We start from the raw sequence: 25,361 nt of genomic DNA on the forward strand, positions 1-25,361 counted from the left end.
CGAAGCACCGGTCACGCGATCCTTCGATACGGGTCTTCGCCTGTGCTCAGCCCCTACTCATGACAAACGGTCCGGGAATGACAGGGCGTAAAGCGACACCCATTGTCCGGCAACCCCGCGCTAGCCCGACCCCCAACCCCGTTCGGTTCGAGCCTGTCGAGAACGCCGATGTTCTCGACAGGCTCGAACCGAACGGGGTTAGTGCGGTGTTTGGATAGGTGTCATATGCCTCAGCACCGCACCACCACCCCCGACCATCCCGAGCGAAGTCGAGGGACACTTCGAGCGCAGCCGAGAAGCCCACACCGCCCCACGCGCCCGCCCAAAATCAGCGAGCAGCCGCCGCCATCTCGCGGTTCCGCGCCACGGCCGCCGCAATGGTCCGCGTCATCAACGCCCCCAACCCGGCATCCCCATCGAGCACATCCAACCCCTTGCGCGTGCTGCCCCCAGGGCTCGCCACCCGCTCCGCCATCTCCGCCGGCCCGACGTCGCTCGCGCCAGCCTGAGCCGCCGCCCCCACGACCGTCGCCAACGCCAACTCCGCCGACTGCTCAACCGGCAACCCGGCCGCGACCCCCGCCGCTGCCAGCGCATCGACGAACCGATAAAGAAACGCCGGTCCCGACCCGGCTACCGCCGCCACGACATCCATCGCCGCCGCATCGTCCATCCACGCCACCAACCCGAGCGGCGCCATCAGTTCATCGATCGCCGCCCGCAACTCAGGCTCGTCGTCGACCATGTGCAGCCCCACGACCCCCTGCCCGATCGCGACCGGCAGGTTCGGCATCGCCCGCACGATCCGCGCGCCCGGAAAGCGCGCCCGCAAAGCTGCATCCTCGACCCCCGCCAGGATCGACACCAGCACCGTCCCCGGCCGCATCGCCGCCGCCAGTGGCCCCGCGACCAGATCCAGCATCTGCGGCTTCACCCCAAGCAGCAACAGCTCGGGCGCATCCCCGTCAGCCGGCACCGCGGACAAGGTCGCGACACCCTCCGCAAACGCCGCCCCGGACTTCCGGATCACCGTCAGCCGCGCCGGGTCCAGCCCGGTCGTCAGCCAGCGGCGCAGCATCGCGCCACCCATATTGCCCGCGCCGACCGCCCAGATCGACCCGAAGCTCACGCCTCGCCCTGCGTCTCGATCAGTGCCGCGGCGATCGCCTCGGCCGGTGTCTTGTCCGCCCACAACACGAACTGGAACACCGGGTAGAACCGCTCGCACTCGTCGATTGCCGCCTCGACCAGCGTCTCCGCCTGGTCCAGCGTCAGCACGCTCTCGCCCTCGCCATCGAGCAGCGCGGCATGGCGGAACAGCAGCATGCCCGATGATGCCCAAAGTTCGAAATGCCCGATCCACAGCTGTTCGTTGATCAGCCCGATCGTCTCGTACATCGCGGCGCGCTTGTCCGCCGCGACGCGCACGTCGGGCAATGCGAGGAACTGCAGCACCTGGTCTTCCTCGCGCCACACCGCGCGCAGCTCGTACAACGTCCAGCTGCCCTGGAAATGCGCGACGATCTCCTCGTCGCCCTGCCGCTCGCTCGACCAGCCATGCGCCTCGAAATACTCTTCGAGCATGTCGATCGGCGCACTCGGATCCGCGGCGGCTTCCTCGTCGTCCAGCGTCATACGCCCAAATCCAACCGTGATGACCCTGCTTGGACGCAGCAAAGCGCCCGGGCAACCCGTGGTCGCCCGGACGTCACCGATAAACTGTGGATAAGCCGCCTCAGGACGGTGCGACCGTCCCGTCGGACCCGTAGGCGGTCGGCGAGCCACCAAAGGACTGCCCCTGCGACTGCGACGCCGTCGTCGGTGCTTCCACCGCACTCGGCGTCACGGCCGGCGAAACGGCGTCAGCCTTCGCCTCCAACGCCGCGATCCGCGCGCGCAGCGTATCGGCCTCGTCGCGTGCGGCGGCCGCCATCGCCTTCACCGCCTCGAACTCGTCGCGCGACACGAAATCGAGCCCGCCGATCCACTCGCGCGCCCGGCTGCGCGCCGACGACTCGGCCTCGCGCCCGACGCCGGCCAGCGTTCCGGCGGCGCCGTTCATCATCTTCACGATGTCGTCGATGAAGCGGTTCTCGGTCTGCATGCTCTGTCCCAACCCGATTATTCAGACGTGAAGGTGGGGCCTATGGTCAAATTGTGCAACCTCCGCCGCCGCCGGGTTCATCCGCCCGATCTCGAAATTCAGCGCCGCGGCGAAGCACAGCCACGCCAGATATGGCAGCATCAGCAGCCCCGCGGCCGGCCGGATCGCCCAGAACGCGCGCGCCGTCAGCGCGGCGAACAGCAGGATCAGCAGGATCAGCCCGAACGCCGGCCAGATCCGGTGCGCCGCGAAGAACAGCGGCGACCACGCCAGGTTCAGCGCCAGCTGCACCGCGAACAAGCCGATCGCCCGCCCGCGCCCCTGCGCCCCGCGCGCCGCCACGATCATCACCAGCGCCACGCCCATCATCAGGTACAGCAGGCTCCACGCCACGCCGAACATCCAGCCCGGCGGCGTGAACCCCGGCTTGGCCAGCGCCGCAAACCAGTCGTTGCCGTATCCCGAACCCGACAGCCGCCCCGATGCCAGCCCCAGCAACAGGACCAGCGGCACCAGCACGATGCCCCAGCGTAGCCCGGCCATGCGGATCTGCCCGCGCGATGCGATCTCACCCATGCCCGTACCCCTGCTCCCCATCGCCGCTTTATTCCGCGGGATGTTCCACCGCGCCCGACGGTCCACCCTGTAACTGCGCGTCCAGCCGGCGCGACACCGCCTGGGGCGAATCGGTCCGGCGGGCCACCAGCAGGTACAACAACGGAATGAGGAAAATGGTTACCAGCGTCGCGATCGACACGCCCCACACTACCACGACGCCGATCGACCGCCGCGCCGCCGCGCCCGCACCGCTCGCCAGCATCAGCGGCACGGCCCCCGCCACGGTCGCGATCGACGTCATCAGGATCGGGCGGAGCCGCCGCGCCGCCGCCTGTGCGATCGCATCGCCGAACGCCACGCCCTCGTCGCGCAACTGGTTGGCGAACTCCACGATCAGGATGCCGTTCTTCGCCGCCAGCCCCACCAGCATCACGATCCCGACCTGGCTGTAGAGGTTCAGCGTCTCGCCCATCGCGGCCAGCCCGATGATCCCGCCCGCCACCGCCAGCGGCACCGTCGTGATGATCACCGCCGGATGCACAAAACTCTCGAACTGCGCGGCGAGCAGCAGGTACACGACCACGATCGTCAGCGCGAACACCAGCAGGATCGAATTGCCCGTCTCGCGGAACGCCTGGCTTTCGCCGCGATACCCGATCGCGCTGATCTCCGGCGATCCGGCCGCTTCCTTCTCCAGGAACGTCAGCGCGGAGCCCAGCGTGTAGCCTGGCGCCAGCGCCCCCTGCAACGTGATCGCGCGCGCCTTGTTGTACCGCCCCAGCTCGCGCGCATCCGCCCCCTGCCGCGTGCGGACCAGGTTGGCGAGCGGCACGAGCTGCCCCGATGCGGACCGGACATAGACCTGTTGCAGGTCGCGCTCGACCGACCGGCCGTCCGCCTCCGCCTGCACGATCACGCGATATTCCTCGCCGCGATCGACGAAGGTGGACACCCGCCGCGACCCCATCAGCGTCTGCAACGCCTGGCTCACCGCATCCACCGACACGCCGAGCGCGCCCGCGCGCTCCGTATCGACGTCGATCAGCAGCTGCGGCTTGGTTTCCTTATAGTCGCTGTCCAGGTTGACGAGCCCTGGGTTCTGCGCCGCCGCCGCCAGGATCCGGTCCCGCGCACGCGCCAATTCGGCATAGCTCGCGCCTGCGATCACGAAATTGATCGGCTGCCCGCGCCCGCGGCCGAGCGAGGAGGGCGACGCCGCATTGCCGCGCATCGCGGGCATCTCGCGCACCTTCGCGTTGATCGCCTCGATCACCTGCTGCGTCGTCTCGGTCCGCTCTTCCCACGGCTTCAGGAACACGACCATCCGGCCCGTATTGAAATCCTCGTCCGCGCCGCCGCCGGGCAGGCGGGTCAGCGCGCCACGCACCGGCCCCTCGCCGACCAGCGGCAGGATCTTCTGCTCCACGCGCTTCATCTGGCGGTCCAGCTCGGCGAACCCGGTCCCCTCCGCGGTCGACAGCTGCACCTGGATCACGCCGACATCCTCGGCCGGCGCCAGTTCGGAGTTCAGCGTGGTGTAGAGCACCCCCGCCAACACCAGCACGCCCGCCGTCACGCCCAGCACGATCCACGGCTTGGCGAACGCCCGCGCCAGCGACCGGTCATACCCACGCTCGATCCGCTGGAACCGCGCATCGATCCAGTGCGCGAACCGCCCGCGCTCCTCATTGCGCAACAGCTTAGAACACAACATCGGCGCCAGGCTGAGCGCTAGGAAGCCGGAGAACGCCACCGCCCCCACCATCGCCACCGCCAGCTCGCGGAACAGCAACCCCGTCTGGCCCGACAGAAACATGATCGGCACGAACACCGCGCACACCACCAAAGTGGTCGAAATCACCGCGAACCCGACCTGCCGCGTACCGAGATAGGACGCGACCAGCGGGTCCTCGCCCTGTTCGATCCGGTGGTAGACATTCTCCAGCACCACGATCGCATCGTCGACGACCAGCCCGATCGCCAGCACCAGCGCCAGCAGCGTCAGCAGGTTGATCGAAAAGCCGCCCGCCCACAGCACCGCGAACGTGCCGAGCAGGCAGATCGGCACCGTCACCGCGGGGATCAACGTCGCGCGCCACGACCCTAGGAACAGGAAGATCACCAGCACCACCAGTACCGCGGCCTCCGCCAGCGTATGGTACACCCCCTCGATCGCGCGATCGATGAACAGCGAACTGTCCGACGCCACGTCGATCCGCATCCCCGCGGGCAGGCCCGGCGTCGCGGCGGCCGCAACCGCCTTGGCCGCTTCCGCCACCGCCAGCGTGTTGGCGCCCGACTGCCGCACGATGCCGAGCCCCACGCCGGTCTTGCCGTTCGATCGGAACGCCGAATACGGATTCTCGGGCCCCAGCTCGACCCGCGCGACATCGCCCAGCCGGACGAGATACCCGCCCGCCCCGCGCGCGACGATCAGGCGGGCGAACTGCTCGGGCGTCGCAAACGACCGATTGACCCGCACCGTGACATTCTGGCTCTGCGCCTCGATCCGCCCGGCCGGCAGCTCGACATTCTGCGTCCGCATCGCCGTCTCGACATCGCCCGGGGTCAGCGCGAACGCGCCCAGCTTCGCCGGGTCCAGCCACACGCGCATCGCCGGCCGCGCCTCGCCGCCGACCTGCACCTGCGCGACGCCGGGGATGGCGGAGAACCGATCGACCAGGTTGCGGTCGGCCCAGTCGGACAACTGGATCCGCGTCCAGCCGGGCGGGGCCGACAGCGCGAACCAGATCACCGGCTGCGCATCGGCATCCACCTTGCGCACCTCGGGAGGTAGCGTCCCGTCGGGCAGGTCCTCGGCCGCACCACCCACCCGGTCGCGCACGTCGTTCGCCGCCGAATCGACGTCGCTGCCCGGCGCGAACTCGACCGAGATGTTCGACGCCCCGTCGCGCGACACCGACGTGATCGTCTGGATCCCGGCGATCCCGGCGAGCCGTTCCTCGAGCAACTGCGTCACCCGGCTCTCGACCACATTGGCCGCCGCCCCGGTATAGGTCGTCTGCACCGACACGATCGGTGGATCGACGTCGGGATATTCGCGCACCGACAATGCGAAGAACGCCACCACCCCCACGACGGTCAGCAGGATCGCCAGCACCGCCGCGAAGATCGGCCTGCGAACCGAGACATCGGACAGCATCATGGGGTCAGGCGCTCATTCTACGGGAAGCGTCGCCTCTATCCGCATCCGTTCGGTTCGAGCGCAGGGTCGAGCTTGTCGAGACCCACAGTCGAGAATGCAGTGACGTCGCGACTTCTCGATACGCCGTCTCGACAGGCTTGACAGCTACTCGAAGCGAACGGTTCGGGATAAACGCCGCAGCCGCCTTCGCCGCCCCCGTCCGCACCTTGATGCCGTCCGTGACCTTCACGACACCCTCGCCAACCACGCGCTGACCGGCACGCAACCCGGACAAAATCTCAATCATCCCATCGCGCCGGATGCCCGTCTTCACCGGCGTCCGCCGCGCGGTCCCGCCCGCATCGATGACGAACACATAGCGCTCCTCGCCCTCGCCCACGACGGACAGCTCGGGCACCGCGATCGCGGTCCGCGGATCGCTCTCGATCGCGACGCTCAGCAGCATCCCCGGCTTCAGCATCCGGTCGCCATTGTTCAGCACCGCGCGCACGACCACCGACCGCGTCGCCGGATCGACCACCGAATCGATCGTCGAGATCGTCCCGCGGAACGGCCGATCGGGATAGGCCGCCGCGCGCCCCTCGATCGCCTGCCCCGGCTTGATCGACGCGAGCAGCGTCTCCGGCACCGGGAAATCCAGCTTGATCCGCGACAGGTCGCTGATCGTCGCGATCTCGGTCCCGGCCTGCACCACCGCACCGGCGGAGATCATGCGCAGCGACACCTGCCCCGAAAACGGCGCGCGCACCACGCGGTCGCCGATCGCGGCATCGGCCGCCGCCGCCTGCGCGCGCGCGATCGATGCCGCCGCCACCTGCGTATCGACGCTGGCGTTGGTCGCGAACCCGCGCGCCTTCAGCTGTTGCAGGCGGTTCAGCTGCTGCCCCGCGACGCGCGCCTGGGCCTGCGCCTCCTCCAGCTGTGCCGTCTCCTGCCCGCGCGCCAGCGTCGCGATCACCTGGCCGCGCTGCACATAGCCGCCATCCTCGAAATTCAGCTTCAAGATACGTTCCGTCACGGGCGCGGACACGGTCACCTGCTCGTTGGCGCGCGCGGTGCCGACTGCATCAATCCGGTCGACGAACCGCGCCGGCGCCGCCATCGCCACGGTCACCAGCGGCGCCGCTCGGCTTCCACCACGCGCCCCGTCGCCGGCGTCACCCCCACAGGCGGCCAGCAGAAACATCAGGAGGGCGGGCAGGATCGGGCGCATCGAAGGCCTTGAGCTACCCCGACAAATGCGTCGTGACAAGGATTGTAGCTTACACCCCGGCGATAAGATCCCGCCCACCATCCTTCACCGCGCCCAGCAGGAACTCGACATTCCCCTCCGGCCCGGTGATCGGGCTCGTCGCGACGCCCGCGACCGTCCAGCCGCGTGCCCGAATCCAGTCCGCCGCCGCCGCACACACCCGCGCATGCACCGCCGGATCGCGCACCACGCCACCCTTCTCCACCTCGTCGCGCGCCGCCTCGAACTGCGGCTTCACCAGCGCCAGCAACCGCCCGCCCGGCCGCACGAACTCGATCGCGCGGTCCAGCACGGCGGCCAGCGCGATGAAGCTCGCGTCGCACACCACGATGTCGATCGGCTCCGCGATCTGCGCCGCGGTCAAGCTCCGCGCGCTGGTCTTCTCCATCACCACGACGCGTGCGTCCTGGCGCAGCTTCCACGCCAGCTGGTTCGTCCCCGAATCGACCGCATAGACCTTCGCCGCGCCCCCGGTCAGCAACACGTCGGTAAAGCCCCCGGTCGACGAGCCGACATCGATCGCCACCGCGTCCGCAACATCCCACCCGAAATGCGCCAGCCCATGCGCCAGCTTCACGCCCCCGCGCGACACCCACGGATGCTCGCGCCCCTTGACGCTCAGCGGCGCGTCGACCGCCAGCAACTGCCCCGCCTTGTCGATCCGCCGCGTCTCCGAAAACACCAGCCCCGCCAGCACCAGCGCCTGCGCCCGCGCCACACTCTCGGCGAGCCCCCGCTCCACCAGCATCCGATCCACCCGCAGCGTCTTGGCCATGCGCCTCCCATGACGGATGCGGCCCGCGGGGGGAAGCCTTGCCGCTTCCCGCTTCCCGCTGCAGCGCCGGAGTCGCTGGCCAAACCCCTCACCAAAACGCCGTTCGGTTCGAGCTTGTCGAGAACACCGCGCGCCGTTCTCGACAGGCTCGAACCGAACGGAGGAGGGAAGTCATCGCTCAAACTAAGCCACAGCACCCCTCAAGCCTCATTTACCGACAAACCCCCCGCCGCCGCCAACCGCCGCACCCCCACAGTCGCCGGTGCCAACCGATAAGGCGGCCGCCGCACAGCCCGCATCCGCCCCCGCGCGATCCGCGCAAAGCCCACCGCATTACCCTGATTCCCGCCCAGCACATGCCAGGCTGCGGCATCCTCCCCGACATACAACCCGACATGCCCGCCCCCCGGCCGCACGAACGTCATGACATCGCCCAGCATCGGCCGGTCCGCCGCCACCCCGAACTTGCCCCAGTTCAGCGCCCACAACGGCCCATCTGGCACCGCCCAGCCCGCCCGCCGCGCCACCACCGCCAGATACAGCCCGCACCACGCCGTCGCATCGGCGCGGTACCCCGCCACCTTCGCCTCCCGCGCCCAGTCCAGGATCGCCGAAGTATTCCCCGCCCCCGCCGTCTCGCGCACGCCGTACAGCGCCAGCCCCTCGGCCAGCATCCGCGGCAACGTCCCGATCGACCCCAACCAGCGATACGCCGCCGGCAAAACCTTCGCGTCGAACCCACTCATGCCGCCAGTACCGTCCGCAGCGCCCGCAACCGCACGACATGCGGCTCGTCGACCAGCAGCGCGACCACCGCCGGCTCCAGCCCTAGAGGCTCCGCCAACGCCCCCGCCCCGATCCGCTCCAGATCGAACAGCGTCCGGACATGCACCGCCCGCAACGCCCGCGCCGCCGCACTCCCTACGCGCAACGCCAGTTGCGCCTGCCCGACCCAGTCGACCACCTGATGTAGCCCGTAGGGCGTCGCCAGATGGACCAGCACCGGGTTCGCGGTCGCCAGATTCTGCACGTCGTACCAGCCGCCCTGTTCCAGCCGTCGCGCGATCTCGCCGTCGATCCCGTCGATCATCTCCAGCGGCTGCACGCTCGTCCCCGCCAGCGCCGCATCGTCGATCGGCTTGGCGAACCGCACCCGCAACCGACGCCCGATCCCCGCCAGTCCCAGGTCCGGCGCATAGCCCGCCGCAAACGCCAGCCCGGTCGCCAAGCCGGCCGCATCCCCGGTCCCACCGAGACAGAACACTCGCGCCCCGACCAGCGCCACGACCGCCCCCTGCACCAGATGCGCCGCGCACCTGAGCCACAGCAAAGCGGTCAGTTCGTCATTCTGCACCGCCCGCACCAGCATCCGCGCGGTCACCAGATACCCCCCCAGGAAGGCCGCCCCCGCAACCGCCCCGCCCGGCACCAGCAGCACCCCGAACCCCGCTGCACACAGCAACAAATACGGCAAGGCCGGAGCCACTCCCGCGTCGCCATCCGCATAACGCTCCCGCGCCTGCACGAACGCCCCCGCCTCCGCGATCCGCGCACTCAGCCCCGCAATTCGCCGCCGCCGCTCCGCCCGTACCCACGCCGCCACCGCCAACACCGCGACTGCAAACGCCAGCCCCCCGGCCACCACGGCCGCCACCCTGATCCAACCCCGATCCATAAGAACTCCCCCAAAAGAGAGCCCGCATGGCGAGCCTGACAGCAGCAAATCCAAATAGGACAGCGGTTTTCGGGCGTTCGACGCTTAGTGCGCGAAGAACGACCCCCACCACCGCTCTCCACCCTCAACCGTTCGTCCTGAGTAGAGACTGAGCGGAGTCGAAGGCCCGTATCGAAGGATCAGTCCCGCCCGGGAGCCAATGCTTCTATACGACCCCTCGATACGCGCAAGAGCGCTACGCGGTCTCTACTCAGCACGAACGGGGTGGTGGGAAGACTTGGCACACAAGCCGAACCGCGCAACGACGAACGCCGGCGATGCAGCCATGCGTTCCCTCCATGCAGGAAGGCTCTTGGTTCAGGATCTGACCAGAAACCGCCCATCCCGAGCGAAGTCGAGGGACCCTTCGAGCGAAGCCGAGAAGCCTACTGCTTCACCCGCACAACAACTCCTGGATCTCGGTCCTACTCTCACCAAGCCCCAAACCCCAAACCCCCGTTCGGTTCGAGCCTGTCGAGAACTCCGCGCTGAGTTCTCGACAGGCTCGAACCAGACGGGGTTAGTGAAACGGGATCAGTAGAACAGGCTCAGCAAACCAGAACCATCACCCAACCAACGGCTCAAGCCCGAACACTCTCCGCCAACCCGCCAGAATTCCGCTGCAAAGCCGCCGTCACCGTCGCCACAATCGCATCCGCATCCAGACCAGCCTCGGCATATTGCCGATCCGGCTTGTCATGATCCTGGAACACATCCGGCAGCCGCAAAGTCCGCAGCTTCAGCCCGCCGTCGATCAAGCCCTCATCCGAAGCCAGCGTCAGCACATGCGCGCCGAGGCCACCCACGGCGCCCTCCTCGACAGTCACCGCAACGTCGTGCGTCGACAACAACCGCCGGATCAGATCCTCGTCCAAAGGCTTAGCAAACCGCATGTCCGCGACAGTCGTCGACAGCCCCATCGCATCGAGCTGTTCCGCGGCCTTCACCGCCTCGCCCAGCCGCGTGCCGAGCGACAGGATCGCCACCTTCTTGCCCTCGCGCACCACGCGCCCGCGCCCGATGGTCAGCCGCTCCGCCACGCCCGGGATCGCCACGCCGGTCCCGTTGCCACGCGGATAGCGCACCGCGATCGGACCGTCGTCGTACAGTGCCATCGTGTGGACCATATGGGTCAGCTCGGCCTCGTCCGCCGCGGCCATCACCACGAAATTGGGCAGCGTGGCCAGATACGTCACGTCGAAACTACCCGCATGCGTCGCGCCGTCCGCGCCGACCAGCCCGGCGCGATCGATCGCAAACCTCACCGGCAGGTTCTGAATCGCCACGTCGTGCACGACCTGATCATAGGCGCGCTGCAGGAACGTCGAATAGATCGCACAGAACGGCCGCATCCCCTGCGCCGCCAGCCCGGCCGCGAACGTCACTGCATGCTGTTCCGCGATCCCGACATCGAAGAACCGCTCGGGATGCGCCGTCGCAAACCCGTCCAGCCCGGTCCCCGACGGCATCGCCGCGGTGATCGCGCAGATCCCCGGGTCGGTCGCCGCCGCCTTGGTCAGCGCCGCGCCGAACACATTCTGGTACGCCGGCGGCCCGGGCGGTGCCTTGGCCTGCACGCCGGACACCACGTCGAACGTCTGCACGCCGTGATATTTGTCCGACGCCGCCTCGGCCGGGGCATAGCCCTTGCCCTTCTTCGTCACGACATGGACCAGGATCGGCCCCGTCTCGGTATCGCGCACATTCTCCAGCACCGGCAGCAGCTGGTCCAGATTATGCCCGTCCACCGGGCCGACATAGTAGAAGCCCAGTTCCTCGAACAACGTGCCGCCCGTCGCCATCCCGCGGGCATATTCCTCCGCCTTCTTAGCGGCACTGTGCAGCGGCTTCGGCATCCGCCGCGCCAGCTTGCGCAGCACGTCGCGCATCGACATGAAACTGCCGGACGAGATCGTCTTGGCCAGATACGCCGACAGCGCGCCCACCGGCGGCGCGATCGACATGTCGTTGTCGTTCAGGATGACGACCAGCCGGTTGCCCGCCTGCGCCGCATTGTTCATCGCCTCATACGCCATGCCCGCCGACATCGCGCCGTCCCCGATCACCGCGATCCCGCGCCCCGGCCGATCGGACAGCTTGTTCGCCACCGCGAAACCCAGCGCGGCGGAGATCGACGTCGACGAATGCGCCGCGCCGAACGGATCATATTCGCTCTCGCTCCGCTTGGTGAAGCCGGACAGCCCGCCCCCCATGCGCAACGTGCGGATCCGGTCGCGCCGTCCGGTCAGGATCTTGTGCGGATAGGCCTGGTGGCCCACGTCCCAGATCAGCTTGTCGGTCGGCGTGTCGAACACATAATGCAGCGCGACGGTCAGCTCGACCACGCCCAGCCCGGACCCGAGATGCCCGCCCGTGGTGCCGACGGCGGAGATCATCTCCTCGCGCAGTTCGTCCGCCAGCTGGCGCAGCTGTTCTGGCTTCAGCCGGCGCAGATCTTCGGGCGTCGCTGCCAGGTCGAGCAGCGGTGTCGTCGGGCGGTCGGACGGGAGTGCGGGCATGGAACGCGGATTTCCTCTTCTGCCCGCCACCCTAACGCATCATGCGGGCGGGGGAAACCGTCACAAAATGTCCACGTTTCCGCCATCCGCGCCGGCCGCATGCGCGATCCGCACCGCATTGGCCGCCTCGTGCGCGGCGCGCACCGGCGGCGGAACACGCCGTCCGTCCGACAGCCGCAACACCCATGCGACCGCGGTTTCCAGCGTCACGCGGTGCCCGATGCTGACATACACCGGCGCCGCCCGCACACGCAGCCGTACCGCCATCGCCACCACCTCGCCGCGATCGACCAGCGGCGCGGTCGCCCCGACCTCGTCGCCGAGCACCCCCGCGACGACCCCGCACAGCAACGACTTCGCCACCCCGATGACGGCCACGTCGAGCAGCACGCCCAGCTGGCACGCCACCCCGCACCGCCGCGGATGCGACCGCCCCTGCCCGTCCATCAGCACGAGGTCCGGCTTCACCGCCAGCGTCTCCCACGCCGCCACAAGCGCCGGGCATTCACGAAACCCCAGATACCCCGGAACGTAGGGAAAGGGCGGGATCCGCGTCGCCTGCCCCACCGTCCCGTCGTCGCATGCGATCGCCGCATGGATCGGCCCGCGACTGTCGCGCCACTTCATCGACGTGTCAGCGCCCGCAACCCGCTGCACGGTCCCGATCCGGTCTGCCGTCTCCACCGCATCGGCGATCGCGCGCTGGATGCCGGTCGCGGTCTTCAGGTCGGGCGGGTTGAGCCACTCGGGCGGGCGTTCGATCATGCGGGACACAACGCGCAGGTCGCCCGCGGTTGCTTATTTTGTCGGCACGCGGCGTTTCGCTGCCCGCTTTTGTAGCAGCGCGGCCGCGTTTGGGGTATCGTCACCCCACGATATGCGGGCCTTTCTCGGCTGGCACGGTTCGTGAAAGGACGCGCGTTCGCGTTCTGAGGGAGGGACGCCCAGTGAAGAAGATCGAAGCGATCATCAAACCCTTCAAGCTCGACGAGGTGAAGGAGGCCCTGCACGATGTCGGCGTGTCCGGCATCACCGTGACCGAGGCCAAGGGCTTCGGCCGCCAGAAGGGCCATACCGAGCTGTATCGCGGCGCGGAGTACGTCGTCGATTTCCTGCCCAAGGTGAAGCTTGAGGTCGTCGTCGACGATCACATGGCCGACCGGGTGGTGGAGGCGATCGCACAGGCCGCGCAGACCGGCCGGATCGGCGACGGCAAGATCTTCGTCATGCCCGTCGAAACCGCGCTGCGCATCCGCACCGGCGAACGCGGGTCGGACGCGATCTGATGCGCACGGTTAACGCCGGGTTGCCCGTTGCGTCCGGGTTTGACACACAGGGCGCAGGCCTGAACATTCCGGTTTCGGATATGGTTTTCACAACATGCCGGGTCTGTCCGGCCGCAGTGGGGAAAGTTTGAACATGGCCAACACGGCATCCGACGTTCTGAAGATGATCAAGGATCAGGAGATCGAGTGGGTCGACCTCCGCTTCACCGATCCCAAGGGCAAGTGGCAGCATCTGACCATGTGCCAGAACGTCGTCACCGACGACGAACTGAACGACGGCTTCATGTTCGACGGCTCCTCGATCGAGGGGTGGAAGGCGATCAACGAATCCGACATGATCCTGAAGCCTGATCTGGACGCGATCTACATCGATCCCTTCTCGGCCACCCCGATGCTCATCCTGATCTGCGACATCGTCGATCCGGTCTCCGGCGCGCTCTACGAACGCGATCCGCGCTCCTGCGCCAAGCGGGCCGAGGCCTACACCGCCTCGCTCGGCATCGGCGACACCGTCTATATCGGCCCCGAAGCAGAGTTCTTCCTGTTCGACGACGTGCGCTTCGAAACGAGCTACGCGACGTCCTACTACAAGATCGACGACATCGAACTGCCGACCAACACGGGCCGTGAGTATGAGGGCGGCAACATGGCGCACCGTCCGCGCGCCAAAGGCGGCTATTTCCCGGTCGCTCCGGTCGACAGCGCCGTCGACATCCGCGGCGAAATGGTCTCGACCATGCTCGAAATGGGCCTGCCGATGGACAAGCACCATCACGAGGTCGCGGCCGCACAGCATGAACTCGGCCTCACCTACGGCACGCTGACCCAGACGGCGGACCGGATGCAGGTCTACAAGTACGTCGTCCACCAGGTCGCGCAGGCCTACGGCAAGACCGCGACGTTCATGCCGAAGCCGATCAAGGAAGACAACGGATCGGGCATGCACACCCATCTGTCGATCTGGGACAAGGGCACGCCGCTGTTCGCCGGCAACGGCTATGCCGGCCTGTCCGATCTGGCGCTCTACTTCATCGGCGGCATCATCAAGCATGCCAAGGCACTGAACGCCTTCACCAACCCGTCGACCAACAGCTACAAGCGGCTGGTCCCGGGTTACGAGGCCCCCGTGCTGCTCGCCTATTCCGCGCGCAACCGCTCGGCCTCGTGCCGCATTCCCTACGGCACCGGCGCCAAGTCCAAGCGCGTCGAGGTCCGCTTCCCGGATGCGACCGCGAACCCCTATCTCTGCTACGCAGCCCTGCTGATGGCCGGCCTCGACGGGATCGAAAACAAGATTCACCCGGGCGAAGCGATGGACAAGAACCTGTACGACCTGCCGCCGGCAGAGTTGGCCCAGGTCCCCACCGTCTGCGCATCGCTCCGCGAAGCCCTCGAAACGCTCGACAAGAACCGCGCCTTCCTCACCAAGGGCGGCGTCTTCACCGACGAGCAGATCGACAGCTACATCGAACTGAAGTTCCACGAAGTCACCCGCTGGGAAATGACCCCCAGCCCGGTCGAATTCGACATGTACTACTCGGCCTAAATTCCCGATCACGTCCCGGAAGACGTACGCCCCCGACCGCAAGGCCGGGGGCGTTTTTGTTTGCGGGCATGGGGGAAGCTAAGGGGCTAAGCAAAAAAGCCCTCCCCCCCACCGGGGAGGGTTGGGTGGGGGGCTTAGACTGGAAAAGCCCTCGCCCCCAGCCAAGCCCCCCACCCCGACCCTCCCCCCGATGGGTGGAGGGAGCAGAAGCGAGCCGACAGAGCCTCTTCTAAGCCCCTCTCCTTCAGGGGAGGGGTTGGGGTGGGGGCAACGCCCGGCTCAGACCGAACGGCAAATCAAAAGCTACAACTCGCGAAACTCAATCATCCTCGTCCTCATACCCCACCAGATCCAGCGCCTTCGCCTTGATCTGCCGCGTCATGCACCAGTGGACCAGCGCATCCTCCCGCCCATGCGTCACCCAAACCTCGCTCGGCGCGATCTCGGTCAAGGTCTCGGTCAGCTCATCCCAATCCGCATGGTCCGACAAAATCAGCGGCAGCTCGACATTCTTCTGCCGCGCCCGCCCGCGCACCCGCATCCATCCGGACGCCATCGCGGTGATCGGATCGGGCAGCCGCCGCGACCAGCGATCGTTCATCGCCCCCGGCGGCGCGACGACGATCGCACCCTTCATGTCCGCCGCCTTCAACCCCGCCGCCGGCACCAGCTCGCCCAGGTCGATCCCGTGCGCCACATACAGGTCGCACAGTTTCTGCATCGCCCCGTGGATGAAGATCGGCGCGCTGTGCCCGCGATCGCGCGCCTCGCGGATCACGCGCTGTGCCTTGCCCAGCGCATAGGCGCCGACCAGCACGCAGCGCTCCGGATTGGCGTGCAGCGCGTGGAGCAGCTTGTCGATCTCCGCGCCCGTATCGGGATGGCGGAACACCGGCAGCCCGAACGTCGCCTCCGTCACGAACACGTCGCACGGCACCGGCTCGAACCGCGCGCAGGTCGGGTCCGGCCGGCGCTTGTAGTCGCCTGACACCACCACCCGCTCGCCCTGATACTCCATCACGATCTGCGCCGAACCCAGCACATGCCCGGCCGGCACGTAGCGCACCGAAACCCCGTTCACGGTCACGCTCTCGCCATACCCGATCGCCTGCCCGTTCTGCGGCCCGTAGCGCACGTCCATGATCGCCAGCGTCTCCGGCGTCGCCAGCACTGCGCCATGTCCGCCGCGCGCATGATCCGCATGGCCATGCGTCACCCAGGCCCGCGGCACGGGCTCGGACGGGTCGATCCACGCGTCCGCGACGGGGATGTAGATGCCGGTCGGATGCGGTTCGACCCAGGATGCCAGACGTGCCATACGCTCGATATGGGGCGTCCGCGCCCGCCCGCCATGCCGCCCCGGCACGATTTCCGCGCTGCCGCGTTACCCGGTCTCACTATTCAACCGAGCACCGAAGGACCGCGGCACATGAGCAAACTCTGGATCGCGATCACCATCCTCGGCCCCGTACTGCTTGGGCTCGTCATGCTCTGGTCGCTGCTACGCAACCGTGCGCAGAGCAGCGCGCAGAAAGCCCGAACCGAACGCGCCACCCACGATCTCTATGTCGAGGAAGACCGCATCGCGCACAAGGACAAGGCCGTCGACACCACCCCGCTCGACCCGCCCGCCGGGAGCCCCCGCGCATGAGCAACCTTGCCATTGCCGCCGCGATCATCATCCCCTTCTGCCTCGGCATGCTGATGCTCTGGTCCATCGTCCGCCGCCGCGATCGCGGTGAGGGACAGGGGGAGTAGCGTCGCTCTCTGGCCGACAACGCCCTCCACCGACAGCTTTCGCTCTTTATGAACGCCGGGCGAGGACGGCACGTGCCGCCCCACGCCCTGTTTATCAGCCAAAGAACGCTGGCAGGTCCTCGAACGCCAGGGTCTGGCCGTTCTGGAAATGTACCGTCTCGACCGACCGGTCGATATAGATATTCCCACTGCCGTTCGTCGCGAACAGGCCGTAGCCGTCGATCATCTGGTCGTAGTTCGGCGACTGCACACGCGTGGTCTGCAGCGTATAGTCCCTGACGTTCCCGTTCAGGAACAGGTCGTCGTCGCCCGCCCCGCCGTTCATATACTGACTGCCGCTGCGGGATACGACCAGCACATCGTCCAGGCTCGTCCCGCGCGTGAAGGTAGCATTGCCCCGGACATAGGCCGGCACATCCTCTAACGACAGAAACTGACCATTGCCGAACTGGATCGCGTCGATGGTCTGCGACACCGAAATCCGCCCGCCGTCGCGTGCCAGCACAAACTCGCCATCGAAACCACGCGAGAGGGTGTAGTCCAGCGCGTTCCGGTCCAGCAGCAGGGTGTCGTCCGCGGCTGCCGTACCGGCCACGCCGACCGTCAGGTTGTCGGTTGCGATCCCTTCGCGGATCACGTGCAGCACCGCATCGGTCTTCGGTGCCGCAGCGACATAAGCGGCGACATCGCGGAACGACAGATATTGTCCGTTCTGGAAATGGACTGCCTCGACACTGTCGTCGATCAGCAGCGCACCACTGCCGTTTGTGCTGACAAGTTCGATCCCGTCGATCCGGATGGCGTCCGGGTCTGATTGCCCGATGATCGTCCGGACGGTGTAGTCGGAGACATTGCCGTTCAGGTACAGATCGTCCTGCCCCCGCGCACCGTCGAAGACCTCGTATCCGGCGGGCTTTGACTGGTACAGCAGGTCGTCCTGGTTGCCACCCTGGTCCAGTGCCGCGCTGCCTGCGACATAGGCAGGCAAGTCGCGAAGCGCGAGGTAGCGTCCGTCGGCGAACTGGATCGTGTCGACCGACTGGTCGAAGCTGTAGCTGGCGCTGCCATCATGGTGCGTCAGCGCGAAACTGCCCGCCTGGGCCGCGCCATAGGTCACGCGCTGAAGCCGACCGAGTTCGTAATCGGACACGTCGCCCGGCAGGATGACGCGGTTGTCGCCCGCACCGCCGTTAAAGATCACCGTCCCGCTGGCCGGGGCATTCAGCGTGTAATCGCCGATCACCGAACCGGGCTGGGACTGGTCGCCAAGCAACAGGTCGCCCGATGCGGACAGGAATGTTCCGTCCGCAAATCGGACGCGTTCGATATCGCCGCCGATCACCTGCGTTCCCGATCCGTTGCGCGCCAACAGGGTCAGCGGTTCGTAGCCGGACGGGTAAGCAACATAGCGACCGCCAATCACGTAATAATCCCGGGCATTGCCGTTCAGGACCGCCACATCGTCACCCGCCCCGCCGATGAAAGTCGTGGCGCCGCTCCCCTGAAACAGGTCGTCGTCCCCTTGGCCCCCGTCGAGCGTAACCGTACCAGGACCGGCGTACAACGTATCGTCGCCCGCCAGCCCGCGAACGGTGACCGTGATGTCGCGCGTGTTGGTGTACGTATCGCCCCGGGTGGTCAGATCGATCTGGCCCACGACTTCGAAGCTGCGATCTCCCAGCAAAGCATCCAACGCCGCGGCACCGTAAGTGACGCTGTGCCCCGCCGTATCGGTCACGGTCGCGGACGTGACGGTGTAGATTCCGCCGGCCGCCCCCGTCAAAGCCAGGTTCGTCGCGGAGAAAGTGTCGTCGAACGCATCGCGTGCCGCGTCGAACCGGATCTCGGTGACGTTGCCGCTAGTGGTTTCCAGCACGCTGTCCAGCGTCAGGACGACAGACTGCACCGCCGCTCCCGTGTCGATCGCGCCTGCAGTGATGGAGAGGTTGCCGCCATCCACCCCGATCACCAGCCTGTCGGGCAGTGTCAATGCGGTCAGAACCGGCGTACCCGTCGTCTGCGTCAGGTCGATTGCCTGAACACCGTCGTCACCCTGGACGGTCAGATAGCGCCCATCGGCAGAAACCAGCAGCTGGTCGGCATAAAGCGACTTGCTGTACCCGAGGGCCCTGTTGAAATTTGGTAGAGCCAGATCGATGGCGCCGACCGTCACGACCGATTCGATCAACCAGTCGCGCGTCGAAATCATGAATACTTGGTCGGCATCGGAATTGAGGACATAGAGCCGAGCGCCATCATTGCTGAACGCGAGCCCGGTGATTCCGTCTCCAACCAGGGCTTGGGGCGCTATCTGCGCCAGGCTGACCTCCAGTTTTAACGCACGGTTGAGGACGATGACGTCAGGTCCGCCTCGACTGACGCTCTGCGCAACCCAACTCCCATCCGTCGAAATCGCGATCGCGCCCCCGGTATTCTGCCCGGATGTATTATCGGCATAGATTTCGCGGTTTGCCGTAACCCCGCGCCCGGCTGTGAACAGGCTCAGGTTAGCACTGCTAAGGCCCAATTCGGCAATGACGATACTTTGGCCGTCCGGCGTGCCTGCCAGCGCCCCGAAATAATAGGACGAATTCTGCCTCGACAGGTTGCCGGTCTGGGGGTCGAACAGATAAATCGCCGAACTTCCCGAATATCCTCCGGTCAGGCTCGTGGACAACAGAAGCTGCCCTGTTGCGGTCACCGCCACGTCACGAAAGACGGTCGAACTGCTATAATCCCCGATCGTGAGATCGAAGCGTGTCACCTCTCCGGTCTGCAAATCCAGCCGGTCTAGTTCCGCGACATTACCCTGCCGATAAAAACTGCTGCTCGTCTCGACCGTGGTGACTGGCAACAATTCCGTCGCGTACAGATAACGCCCGTCCGCGCTGGTCGCCATGCCGCCCAGGCTGTTGCCAACTTTCCACGCGCCCGTCTCCGACCCGCTGGCCAGGTCGTAACGCGTCACCACGCCGTCGGTCGTCGACACCAGCAGGCTGGCGCCGTCGCGCGTCAACACCTGGTCGCGCACGTCGCCGCTCGCGATCGTCCGCACCGCCCCCGTCACACCGGTCACGCCCTGAACCGTTGCAAGATCGACCGAGCTATTCATGACAGTGTCACCCACGTTCATCCCCTAATTATTGCGGACCGCGATCAACGATGTCAGCAAGGATTGCAATTGCTAACGCCGTAACCCGGCTCGACGGGCATCACTTCACCATCCGACGTGTTCACGACGGCACAACAGACATGCAGCATTTCCCCCCGCCCCACCCTATCTCAACAATGTGACCACCCTCCCCGCACCCCTCGCCACCTGGTTCGCGGACAAGGGCTGGTCCCCGCGTCCGCACCAGCTCGCCATGCTCGCCGCCGCCCGCGAAGGGCGCTCCGCGCTGCTCGTCGCCCCCACCGGCGCGGGCAAGACGCTCGCCGGCTTTTTACCCAGCCTGACCGAGCTGATCGAGGAGCCGATCGACGCGCTCCACACGCTCTACGTTTCCCCGCTGAAGGCGCTGGCCGTCGACGTGCAGCGCAACCTGCTCGATCCGATCGCCGAGATGGGCCTGCCGATCCGCGTCGAAACCCGCACCGGCGACACCCCGTCCGACCGCAAGCTCCGCCAGCGCACCCGCCCGCCGCAGATGCTGCTGACCACGCCCGAATCGCTCAGCCTGCTGCTCAGCTACCCCGATGCGCCCACCATGTTCGGCACGCTCCGCACCATCGTGATCGACGAGGTCCACGCGTTCGCCACCGGCAAGCGCGGCGACCTCCTCTCGCTCTGCATGGCGCGCCTCCAGAAACTCAGCCCCACGCTCCGCCGCGTGGCACTCTCCGCCACCGTCGACGATCCGGACGGCTATCGCGGCTGGCTGACCCCCGACGGCGACATCGACTCCGTGGCACTCGTCCAGGGCGCCCCCGGCGCGCCCGCCACGATCGACATCCTGCTGCCGCACGATCGCATCCCGTGGTCCGGCCACTCCGGCCGCTATGCCGCCAAACAGGTCATGGCCGCGATCGAGGCGCACCGCACCACCATCGTGTTCTGCAACACGCGCAGCCTCGCCGAACTCATCTTCCAGGATCTCTGGCACGAGAACGACAACCAGCTGCCGATCGGCGTCCACCACGGCTCGCTCAGCCGCGAGGCGCGCCGCAAGGTCGAACAGGCCATGGCCGACGGCAAGCTGCGCGGCCTCGTCGCCACCGCCAGCCTCGATCTCGGCGTCGACTGGGGCGATGTCGATCTGGTGATCCAGATGGGTGCCCCCAAAGGCTCGTCGCGCCTGACGCAGCGCATCGGCCGCGCCAACCACCGGCTCGACGAACCTTCGAAGGCCATCGTCGTCCCCGGCAACCGCTTCGAATATCTCGAGGCGCGCGCCGCACTCGACGCGGTCGAGGCCGGCGAGCTAGACCCCGACATCTTCCGCCGCGGCGCGCTCGACGTGCTGGCGCAGCACATCACCGCCTGCGCCTGCGCCGCACCCTTCGCCGCCGATGATCTGTTCGCCGAACTGCGCACCAGCGCGCCCTATGCGGCGCTGACACGCGACACGTTCGACCGCGTGCTCGGCTTCATCGAATCGGGCGGTTACGCGCTCAAGGCCTACGACCGGTTCAAGCGCCTGACGCTCCATCCGGACGGCCTTTGGCATATTACCCACCCGCGCTTCATCGCGCAGCACCGCCTGAACGCCGGCATCATCGTGGAGGCGACGATGCTCAACGTCCGCTTTAAGAACGGCCGGAGTCTCGGCAAGGTCGAGGAGGGGTTCGCATCCACGCTGACCAAGGGCGACACCTTCTTCTTCGCCGGCATGTCGCTGGAGGTCGACAAGATCGACACCGAGGACCTCCTCGTCCGCGCCACGTCTAAACCCGCGCGCATCCCCAAATATGGCGGGTCGCGGATGCCGCTGTCGACCAACCTGGCCGCGCGCGTCCGCCATTTCCTCCACGAACCGGCCGAATGGCACCGCTTCCCCGACGACGTCCGCGATTGGCTCCAGATCCAGCAGGCGCGCTCGCAGCTGCCCGATCCGTCGCAGCTGCTCGTCGAAACCTTCCCTCGCGACGGCCGCTACTACATGGTCGCCTACAGCTTCGAAGGGTGGAACGCGCACCAGTCGCTCGGCATGCTCATCACGAAACGGATGGAGGCGCAGGGCCTGAAGCCGATCGGCTTCGTGTCGAACGACTATGCGCTCGCGACGTTCAGCTCGATGCCGGTCACCGACCCCGCCAGCCTGTTCTCCGCCGACATTCTGGAGGACGAATTCGTCGACTGGGTGCAACAGTCCGCGCTCCTCAAACGCGCATTCCGCGAAGTCGCGGTGATCGGCGGCCTCGTCGAACGCCAGCACCCCGGCAAGCGCAAGACCGGCAAGCAGGTCACCTTCTCCACCGACCTCATCTACGACGTGCTGCGCCGCTACGAACCGTCGCACCTCCTGCTTGAGGCCGCCTGGGAAGACGCCCGCGCCCGCATGACCGACGTCGGCCGCCTCGCCCTCCTCCTCGACCGCGCCGCCGGCACCATGCTCCACGTCGACCTCGACCGCGTCTCGCCCCTAGCGGTCCCCGTCCTCGTCCTCATCGGCCGCGAACGCGTGCTGCAATCGGACGGCGAAGACGACCTCCTGATCGAAGCCGAAGCGCTGGCCGCCGAAGCGATGCGGCTGGACTGAGCAAACCTTCTGCTCCCTCCCCCCACCGGGGGGAGGGCCGGGGTGGGGGGCGTGGCTGGGGGTAACGTCGTCCCAAGCCTGAGCCCCCCACCCAACCCTCCCCCCGGTTGAGGGGAGGGCTAAAGTCCCACCAAGCCCAGCACCAAAACCCAAAGGGAGAAACATCCCCCCTCACCCGTTACCCCCGGATGCTCTCCACCCTGCTCGCCACCGCCGCGCTCGCCGCAGCCCCCGCCGCCGCGCCCGCAACGCCGGACCTCGGCCCCAACCTCGAACGGTTCGCCTACCCCCACCCGGTCCGGCGCTTCGCCGCTACGCCGCAGGGCGAGCCCGTCACGATGGCCTATATGGACATCGCCCCCACCGCGCCCGCCAACGGCCACACCGTGCTCCTCCTCCACGGCAAGAACTTCTGCGCCGCCACCTGGGGTGCCACCGCCGACGCGCTGGCGGCAAAAGGCTACCGCGTCATCGCGCCGGACCAGATCGGTTTCTGCAAATCATCCAAGCCGGCGGGCTTCCAGTACAGCTTCGCGGCACTCAGCAACCTCACCGACGCCCTCCTCGCCGACCGCGGCCTCGGCAAGGTCGACGTCGTCGGCCATTCGATGGGCGGCATGCTCGCCGTCCGGTTCGCGCTGCTCCACCCAACCCGCGTCGACCGGCTCATCCTCGTCAACCCGCTGGGTCTCGCCGACCGGATCGCGCAGGGCGTCCCCCCCGCCACGCTGACGCAGCTGATCGCCGAGGAGACCCGCAGCAGTGCGACCAGCATCAAGGCCTACCAGCAGGCCAACTACTATCACGGCACCTGGCGGCCCGAGTACGACAAGTGGGTCGCGATGTCCGCCGGCATGTCCGCCGGTCCGGGTCGCGCGATCGTCGCCAACGCCCAGGCGCGCACCAGCGACATGATCCAGACGCAGCCGATCGCCTACGAACTCGATCGCCTCCGCGTCCCCACCACTCTCATGATCGGCATGCGCGACACCACCGCCTTCGGCCGCGCCCGTGCCCCCGCCGCGATCCGCGCGTCGATCCCGGCCATCCCGGCGCTCGCCGACGCCACCGTCCGGCGCATCCCCGGCGCAAGACTCGTCAAGTTCGACGCACTCGGTCACAGCCCGCAGGTCGAGGACCCCGCGACGTTCCAGGCCGCCCTCCTCGCCGCACTCGCCCGTTGACCGACCTCAGTCGCACCCCGATCGCAGACCACGGCGTCATCGGCGACCTGCGCAGCGCCGCACTCGTTACCCGCGGCGCTGCGATCGACTGGCTCTGCTGGCCACATTTCGACAGCCCGCCACTGTTCGCCGGCCTGCTCGGCCCGTCCGGCGGCGCGTGCGTTGTGGAGGGCGACTGGCAACCCGCCGGACGCGCCTACCGCACCGGCACAGCGATCCTCGACACGCACCTCGCCGCCGGCCCCGCGACAATCACCGTCACCGATTTCATGCCGCTCACCGCGATCGCCGATCCCGGCAACACCGGCCCCGACGCCGACGCGCCCGGCACGCTGATCCGCATCGTCACCTGCACCGCCGGCCCGGCGGATGTCACAATCCGCATCGCCCCGCGCTTCGACTGGGGCGAGACGCAGGTCGCGGCCGAACCGGACGGCACCGCAATCTGCTGGCCCGACTGCCCGATCGTCGCCACCGCCACCCACCCGATCACCCCGGACGGCCCCGACGCGCGCGTCACCGCGACGTTGCAGACCGGCGAAACACTCGTCCTGATCCTCGCGCACGACGCCCCCGCCAACCCCGCGACCGCCACCGCAGCGCTCGACGCCACCGCCGCCTACTGGACCGGCTGGTCCGCCGCCTGCCGCTACGACCGCGACCACAGCGAACTGGTCCTGCGCAGCGCGATCACGATGAAGCTGCTCACCCACGCCCCGACCGGCGGGCTGATCGCCGCGGTCACCACCAGCCTGCCCGAAGCGGTCGGCTATGCCCGCAACTGGGACTATCGCTACGTCTGGACGCGCGACGCGGTCTTCTGCGTCTCCGCTTTCCTCGTGCTCGGCTATCGGCGCGAGGCGGCCGAGTTCCTGCGCTTCATCCACCACCGCGACGGCATCGGCGGCGACGGGCCGCTCCGCGTCATGTACGCGCTCGATGGCGACGTGCCGGACGAGATCAGCCACCCCGCGCTTACCGGCTGGCGCAACTCCGCCCCGGTCCGTTCCGGCAACGGCGCCAATGACCAGGCGCAGCACGAGATCTACGGCGAATATCTCGCCGCGCTCAATCTCTACACGATCGACCACGGCACCGACGGCCTCTGCCGCGAACTGGTCGGCAATCTGGAGGACTTCGTCCGGCGCTGCGCCCGCGCGGCGATCGACCGGTTCGACGTGCCCGATCAGGGCATCTGGGAATTGCGCGGAGACGCCCGCCACCTGCTCCACAGCAAGGCGATGTGCTGGGCCGCGGTCGATCGCGCGCGGCGGATCTTCGACCGGCTCGGCTTCGCCCCCGATCCCGACTGGCAACCGCGCGCCGACGCGATGCTCGCCGAGCTCCGCGACCGCGCCTGGAACGAGGATGCCGGCAGCTACGTCATGGAATATGGCGGCACCGATCTCGACATGTCGACGCTCCGCCTCGCGCTGATGGCGGTGTTCGACCCCGCCTCCGATCGCTTCGCCCGCACCATCGCCGCGCACGAGGCAGCACTCGGCCGCGGCGGCCTGCACGATCGCTACCGCTTCGACGACGGGCTGGCGGGGCGCGAGGGTGCGTTCGTCGCGGCCAGCTTCTGGATGGTTGGCGCACATGCCGCCGCGGGCGACACCACCGCTGCCGCGCGCAAGCTGGCCCCCGTCCTCGCCGCCGCCAGCGACCTCGGCCTCTACGGCGAGGAGATCGACCCCGACACCGGCGCCCATCTCGGAAATTTCCCTCAGGGTCTCAGCCACATGGCCCTGATCCACGAGGTCATGCGTCTCTACGGCACGAACCCAGCACACTGATCAC

Annotated in this window: 18 protein-coding genes and 1 pseudogene; 6 read left to right on the forward strand and 13 right to left on the reverse strand. The window is 67.6% G+C overall.

Annotated elements, in window-relative coordinates; genetic code table 11:
- Positions 1 to 328 precede the first annotated feature (328 nt).
- From IEX50_RS07675 to IEX50_RS07725, 11 genes and pseudogenes are all read right to left on the reverse strand, one after another.
- Positions 329 to 1,129 (reverse strand): pyrroline-5-carboxylate reductase family protein, encoded by an 801-nt coding sequence (locus IEX50_RS07675; RefSeq protein ID WP_268237765.1) that lies wholly within the window; start codon positions 1,127 to 1,129, stop codon positions 329 to 331.
- Complete coding sequence (locus IEX50_RS07680; protein ID WP_157174918.1) at positions 1,126 to 1,635, reverse strand: type III secretion system chaperone family protein; 510 nt, start codon at positions 1,633 to 1,635, stop codon at positions 1,126 to 1,128. The genes IEX50_RS07675 and IEX50_RS07680 overlap by 4 nt, the downstream gene beginning before the upstream one ends.
- Before the next feature lie 211 nt (positions 1,636 to 1,846).
- A pseudogene (locus IEX50_RS17435) lies at positions 1,847 to 2,104 on the reverse strand (accessory factor UbiK family protein); the annotation flags it as partial.
- Positions 2,105 to 2,125: 21 nt separating this feature from the next.
- Entirely contained in the window at positions 2,126 to 2,680 is a 555-nt protein-coding gene (locus IEX50_RS07690) for a TspO/MBR family protein (protein ID WP_157174916.1), read from the reverse strand.
- A gap of 28 nt (positions 2,681 to 2,708) precedes the next feature.
- Complete coding sequence (locus tag IEX50_RS07695; protein ID WP_157174915.1) at positions 2,709 to 5,828, reverse strand: efflux RND transporter permease subunit; 3,120 nt, start codon at positions 5,826 to 5,828, stop codon at positions 2,709 to 2,711.
- 4 nt (positions 5,829 to 5,832) lie between these two features.
- Positions 5,833 to 7,041, reverse strand: coding sequence for an efflux RND transporter periplasmic adaptor subunit (locus IEX50_RS07700; RefSeq protein WP_157174914.1), 1,209 nt, complete (start codon positions 7,039 to 7,041; stop codon positions 5,833 to 5,835).
- 49 nt (positions 7,042 to 7,090) lie between these two features.
- A complete protein-coding gene (locus IEX50_RS07705; RefSeq protein ID WP_157174913.1) occupies positions 7,091 to 7,855 on the reverse strand; it encodes a TlyA family RNA methyltransferase in 765 nt (254 codons plus the stop codon).
- 200 nt (positions 7,856 to 8,055) lie between these two features.
- Positions 8,056 to 8,601: a TIGR02594 family protein gene (locus tag IEX50_RS07710; RefSeq protein ID WP_157174912.1), complete on the reverse strand. Its 546-nt coding sequence runs from the start codon at positions 8,599 to 8,601 to the stop codon at positions 8,056 to 8,058.
- The gene (locus IEX50_RS17665; protein ID WP_157174911.1) at positions 8,598 to 9,530 is read right to left on the reverse strand and encodes a hypothetical protein; all 933 of its coding nucleotides are present in this window, start codon (positions 9,528 to 9,530) and stop codon (positions 8,598 to 8,600) included. The genes IEX50_RS07710 and IEX50_RS17665 overlap by 4 nt, the downstream gene beginning before the upstream one ends.
- 620 nt (positions 9,531 to 10,150) lie before the next feature.
- On the reverse strand, positions 10,151 to 12,088 hold the full coding sequence (gene dxs, locus IEX50_RS07720; RefSeq protein ID WP_157174910.1) for a 1-deoxy-D-xylulose-5-phosphate synthase: 1,938 nt from the start codon (positions 12,086 to 12,088) through the stop codon (positions 10,151 to 10,153).
- A gap of 60 nt (positions 12,089 to 12,148) precedes the next feature.
- The gene (locus IEX50_RS07725) at positions 12,149 to 12,853 is read right to left on the reverse strand and encodes an endonuclease V (protein ID WP_157174909.1); all 705 of its coding nucleotides are present in this window, start codon (positions 12,851 to 12,853) and stop codon (positions 12,149 to 12,151) included.
- A gap of 182 nt (positions 12,854 to 13,035) precedes the next feature.
- On the opposite strand from IEX50_RS07725, the gene IEX50_RS07730 reads away from it, so the two are divergent.
- Both IEX50_RS07730 and glnA read left to right on the forward strand, forming a co-directional pair.
- Positions 13,036 to 13,374: a P-II family nitrogen regulator gene (locus tag IEX50_RS07730; protein ID WP_157174908.1), complete on the forward strand. Its 339-nt coding sequence runs from the start codon at positions 13,036 to 13,038 to the stop codon at positions 13,372 to 13,374.
- Between the two features lie 133 nt (positions 13,375 to 13,507).
- Positions 13,508 to 14,920, forward strand: a complete 1,413-nt coding sequence (glnA, locus tag IEX50_RS07735) for a type I glutamate--ammonia ligase (RefSeq protein WP_076072181.1) — start codon at positions 13,508 to 13,510, stop codon at positions 14,918 to 14,920.
- Positions 14,921 to 15,239: 319 nt separating this feature from the next.
- On the opposite strand, the gene IEX50_RS07740 is transcribed toward glnA, so the two are convergent.
- Entirely contained in the window at positions 15,240 to 16,238 is a 999-nt protein-coding gene (locus IEX50_RS07740; protein ID WP_157174907.1) for a ligase-associated DNA damage response exonuclease, read from the reverse strand.
- 111 nt (positions 16,239 to 16,349) lie between these two features.
- Between IEX50_RS07740 and IEX50_RS07745 the strand changes: the two genes are divergently transcribed.
- Positions 16,350 to 16,571, forward strand: coding sequence for a hypothetical protein (locus tag IEX50_RS07745; protein WP_157174906.1), 222 nt, complete (start codon positions 16,350 to 16,352; stop codon positions 16,569 to 16,571).
- A 201-nt stretch (positions 16,572 to 16,772) separates the two neighbouring features.
- Here IEX50_RS07745 and IEX50_RS07750 read toward each other — a convergent pair whose 3' ends face one another.
- A complete protein-coding gene (locus tag IEX50_RS07750; protein WP_157174905.1) occupies positions 16,773 to 19,805 on the reverse strand; it encodes a hypothetical protein in 3,033 nt (1,010 codons plus the stop codon).
- 163 nt (positions 19,806 to 19,968) lie between these two features.
- Between IEX50_RS07750 and IEX50_RS07755 the strand changes: the two genes are divergently transcribed.
- From IEX50_RS07755 to IEX50_RS07765, 3 genes are all read left to right on the forward strand, one after another.
- Positions 19,969 to 22,377, forward strand: a complete 2,409-nt coding sequence (locus IEX50_RS07755) for a ligase-associated DNA damage response DEXH box helicase (RefSeq protein WP_157174904.1) — start codon at positions 19,969 to 19,971, stop codon at positions 22,375 to 22,377.
- A 188-nt stretch (positions 22,378 to 22,565) separates the two neighbouring features.
- Positions 22,566 to 23,561 (forward strand): alpha/beta fold hydrolase, encoded by a 996-nt coding sequence (locus IEX50_RS07760; RefSeq protein WP_157174903.1) that lies wholly within the window; start codon positions 22,566 to 22,568, stop codon positions 23,559 to 23,561.
- The gene (locus IEX50_RS07765) at positions 23,558 to 25,357 is read left to right on the forward strand and encodes a glycoside hydrolase family 15 protein (protein ID WP_157174902.1); all 1,800 of its coding nucleotides are present in this window, start codon (positions 23,558 to 23,560) and stop codon (positions 25,355 to 25,357) included. The genes IEX50_RS07760 and IEX50_RS07765 overlap by 4 nt, the downstream gene beginning before the upstream one ends.
- Positions 25,358 to 25,361 lie beyond the last annotated feature (4 nt).

The sequence above is a fragment of the Sphingomonas prati genome (genome assembly GCF_014643515.1).
Taxonomy (GTDB): domain Bacteria; phylum Pseudomonadota; class Alphaproteobacteria; order Sphingomonadales; family Sphingomonadaceae; genus Sphingomonas_R; species Sphingomonas_R prati.

Excerpts from the sequence above, each read along its gene's own strand:
- IEX50_RS07680 (WP_157174918.1), bottom strand. The coding sequence starts at position 1,635 with ATGACGCTGGACGACGAGGAAGCCGCCGCGGATCCGAGTGCGCCGATC.
- IEX50_RS07690 (WP_157174916.1), bottom strand. The coding sequence starts at position 2,680 with ATGGGTGAGATCGCATCGCGCGGGCAGATCCGCATGGCCGGGCTACGC.
- IEX50_RS07695 (WP_157174915.1), bottom strand. The coding sequence starts at position 5,828 with ATGATGCTGTCCGATGTCTCGGTTCGCAGGCCGATCTTCGCGGCGGTG.
- IEX50_RS07700 (WP_157174914.1), bottom strand. The coding sequence starts at position 7,041 with ATGCGCCCGATCCTGCCCGCCCTCCTGATGTTTCTGCTGGCCGCCTGT.
- IEX50_RS07705 (WP_157174913.1), bottom strand. The coding sequence starts at position 7,855 with ATGGCCAAGACGCTGCGGGTGGATCGGATGCTGGTGGAGCGGGGGCTC.
- IEX50_RS07710 (WP_157174912.1), bottom strand. The coding sequence starts at position 8,601 with ATGAGTGGGTTCGACGCGAAGGTTTTGCCGGCGGCGTATCGCTGGTTG.
- IEX50_RS17665 (WP_157174911.1), bottom strand. The coding sequence starts at position 9,530 with ATGGATCGGGGTTGGATCAGGGTGGCGGCCGTGGTGGCCGGGGGGCTG.
- dxs (WP_157174910.1), bottom strand. The coding sequence starts at position 12,088 with ATGCCCGCACTCCCGTCCGACCGCCCGACGACACCGCTGCTCGACCTG.
- IEX50_RS07725 (WP_157174909.1), bottom strand. The coding sequence starts at position 12,853 with ATGATCGAACGCCCGCCCGAGTGGCTCAACCCGCCCGACCTGAAGACC.
- glnA (WP_076072181.1), top strand. The coding sequence starts at position 13,508 with ATGGCCAACACGGCATCCGACGTTCTGAAGATGATCAAGGATCAGGAG.
- IEX50_RS07740 (WP_157174907.1), bottom strand. The coding sequence starts at position 16,238 with ATGGCACGTCTGGCATCCTGGGTCGAACCGCATCCGACCGGCATCTAC.
- IEX50_RS07745 (WP_157174906.1), top strand. The coding sequence starts at position 16,350 with ATGAGCAAACTCTGGATCGCGATCACCATCCTCGGCCCCGTACTGCTT.
- IEX50_RS07760 (WP_157174903.1), top strand. The coding sequence starts at position 22,566 with ATGCTCTCCACCCTGCTCGCCACCGCCGCGCTCGCCGCAGCCCCCGCC.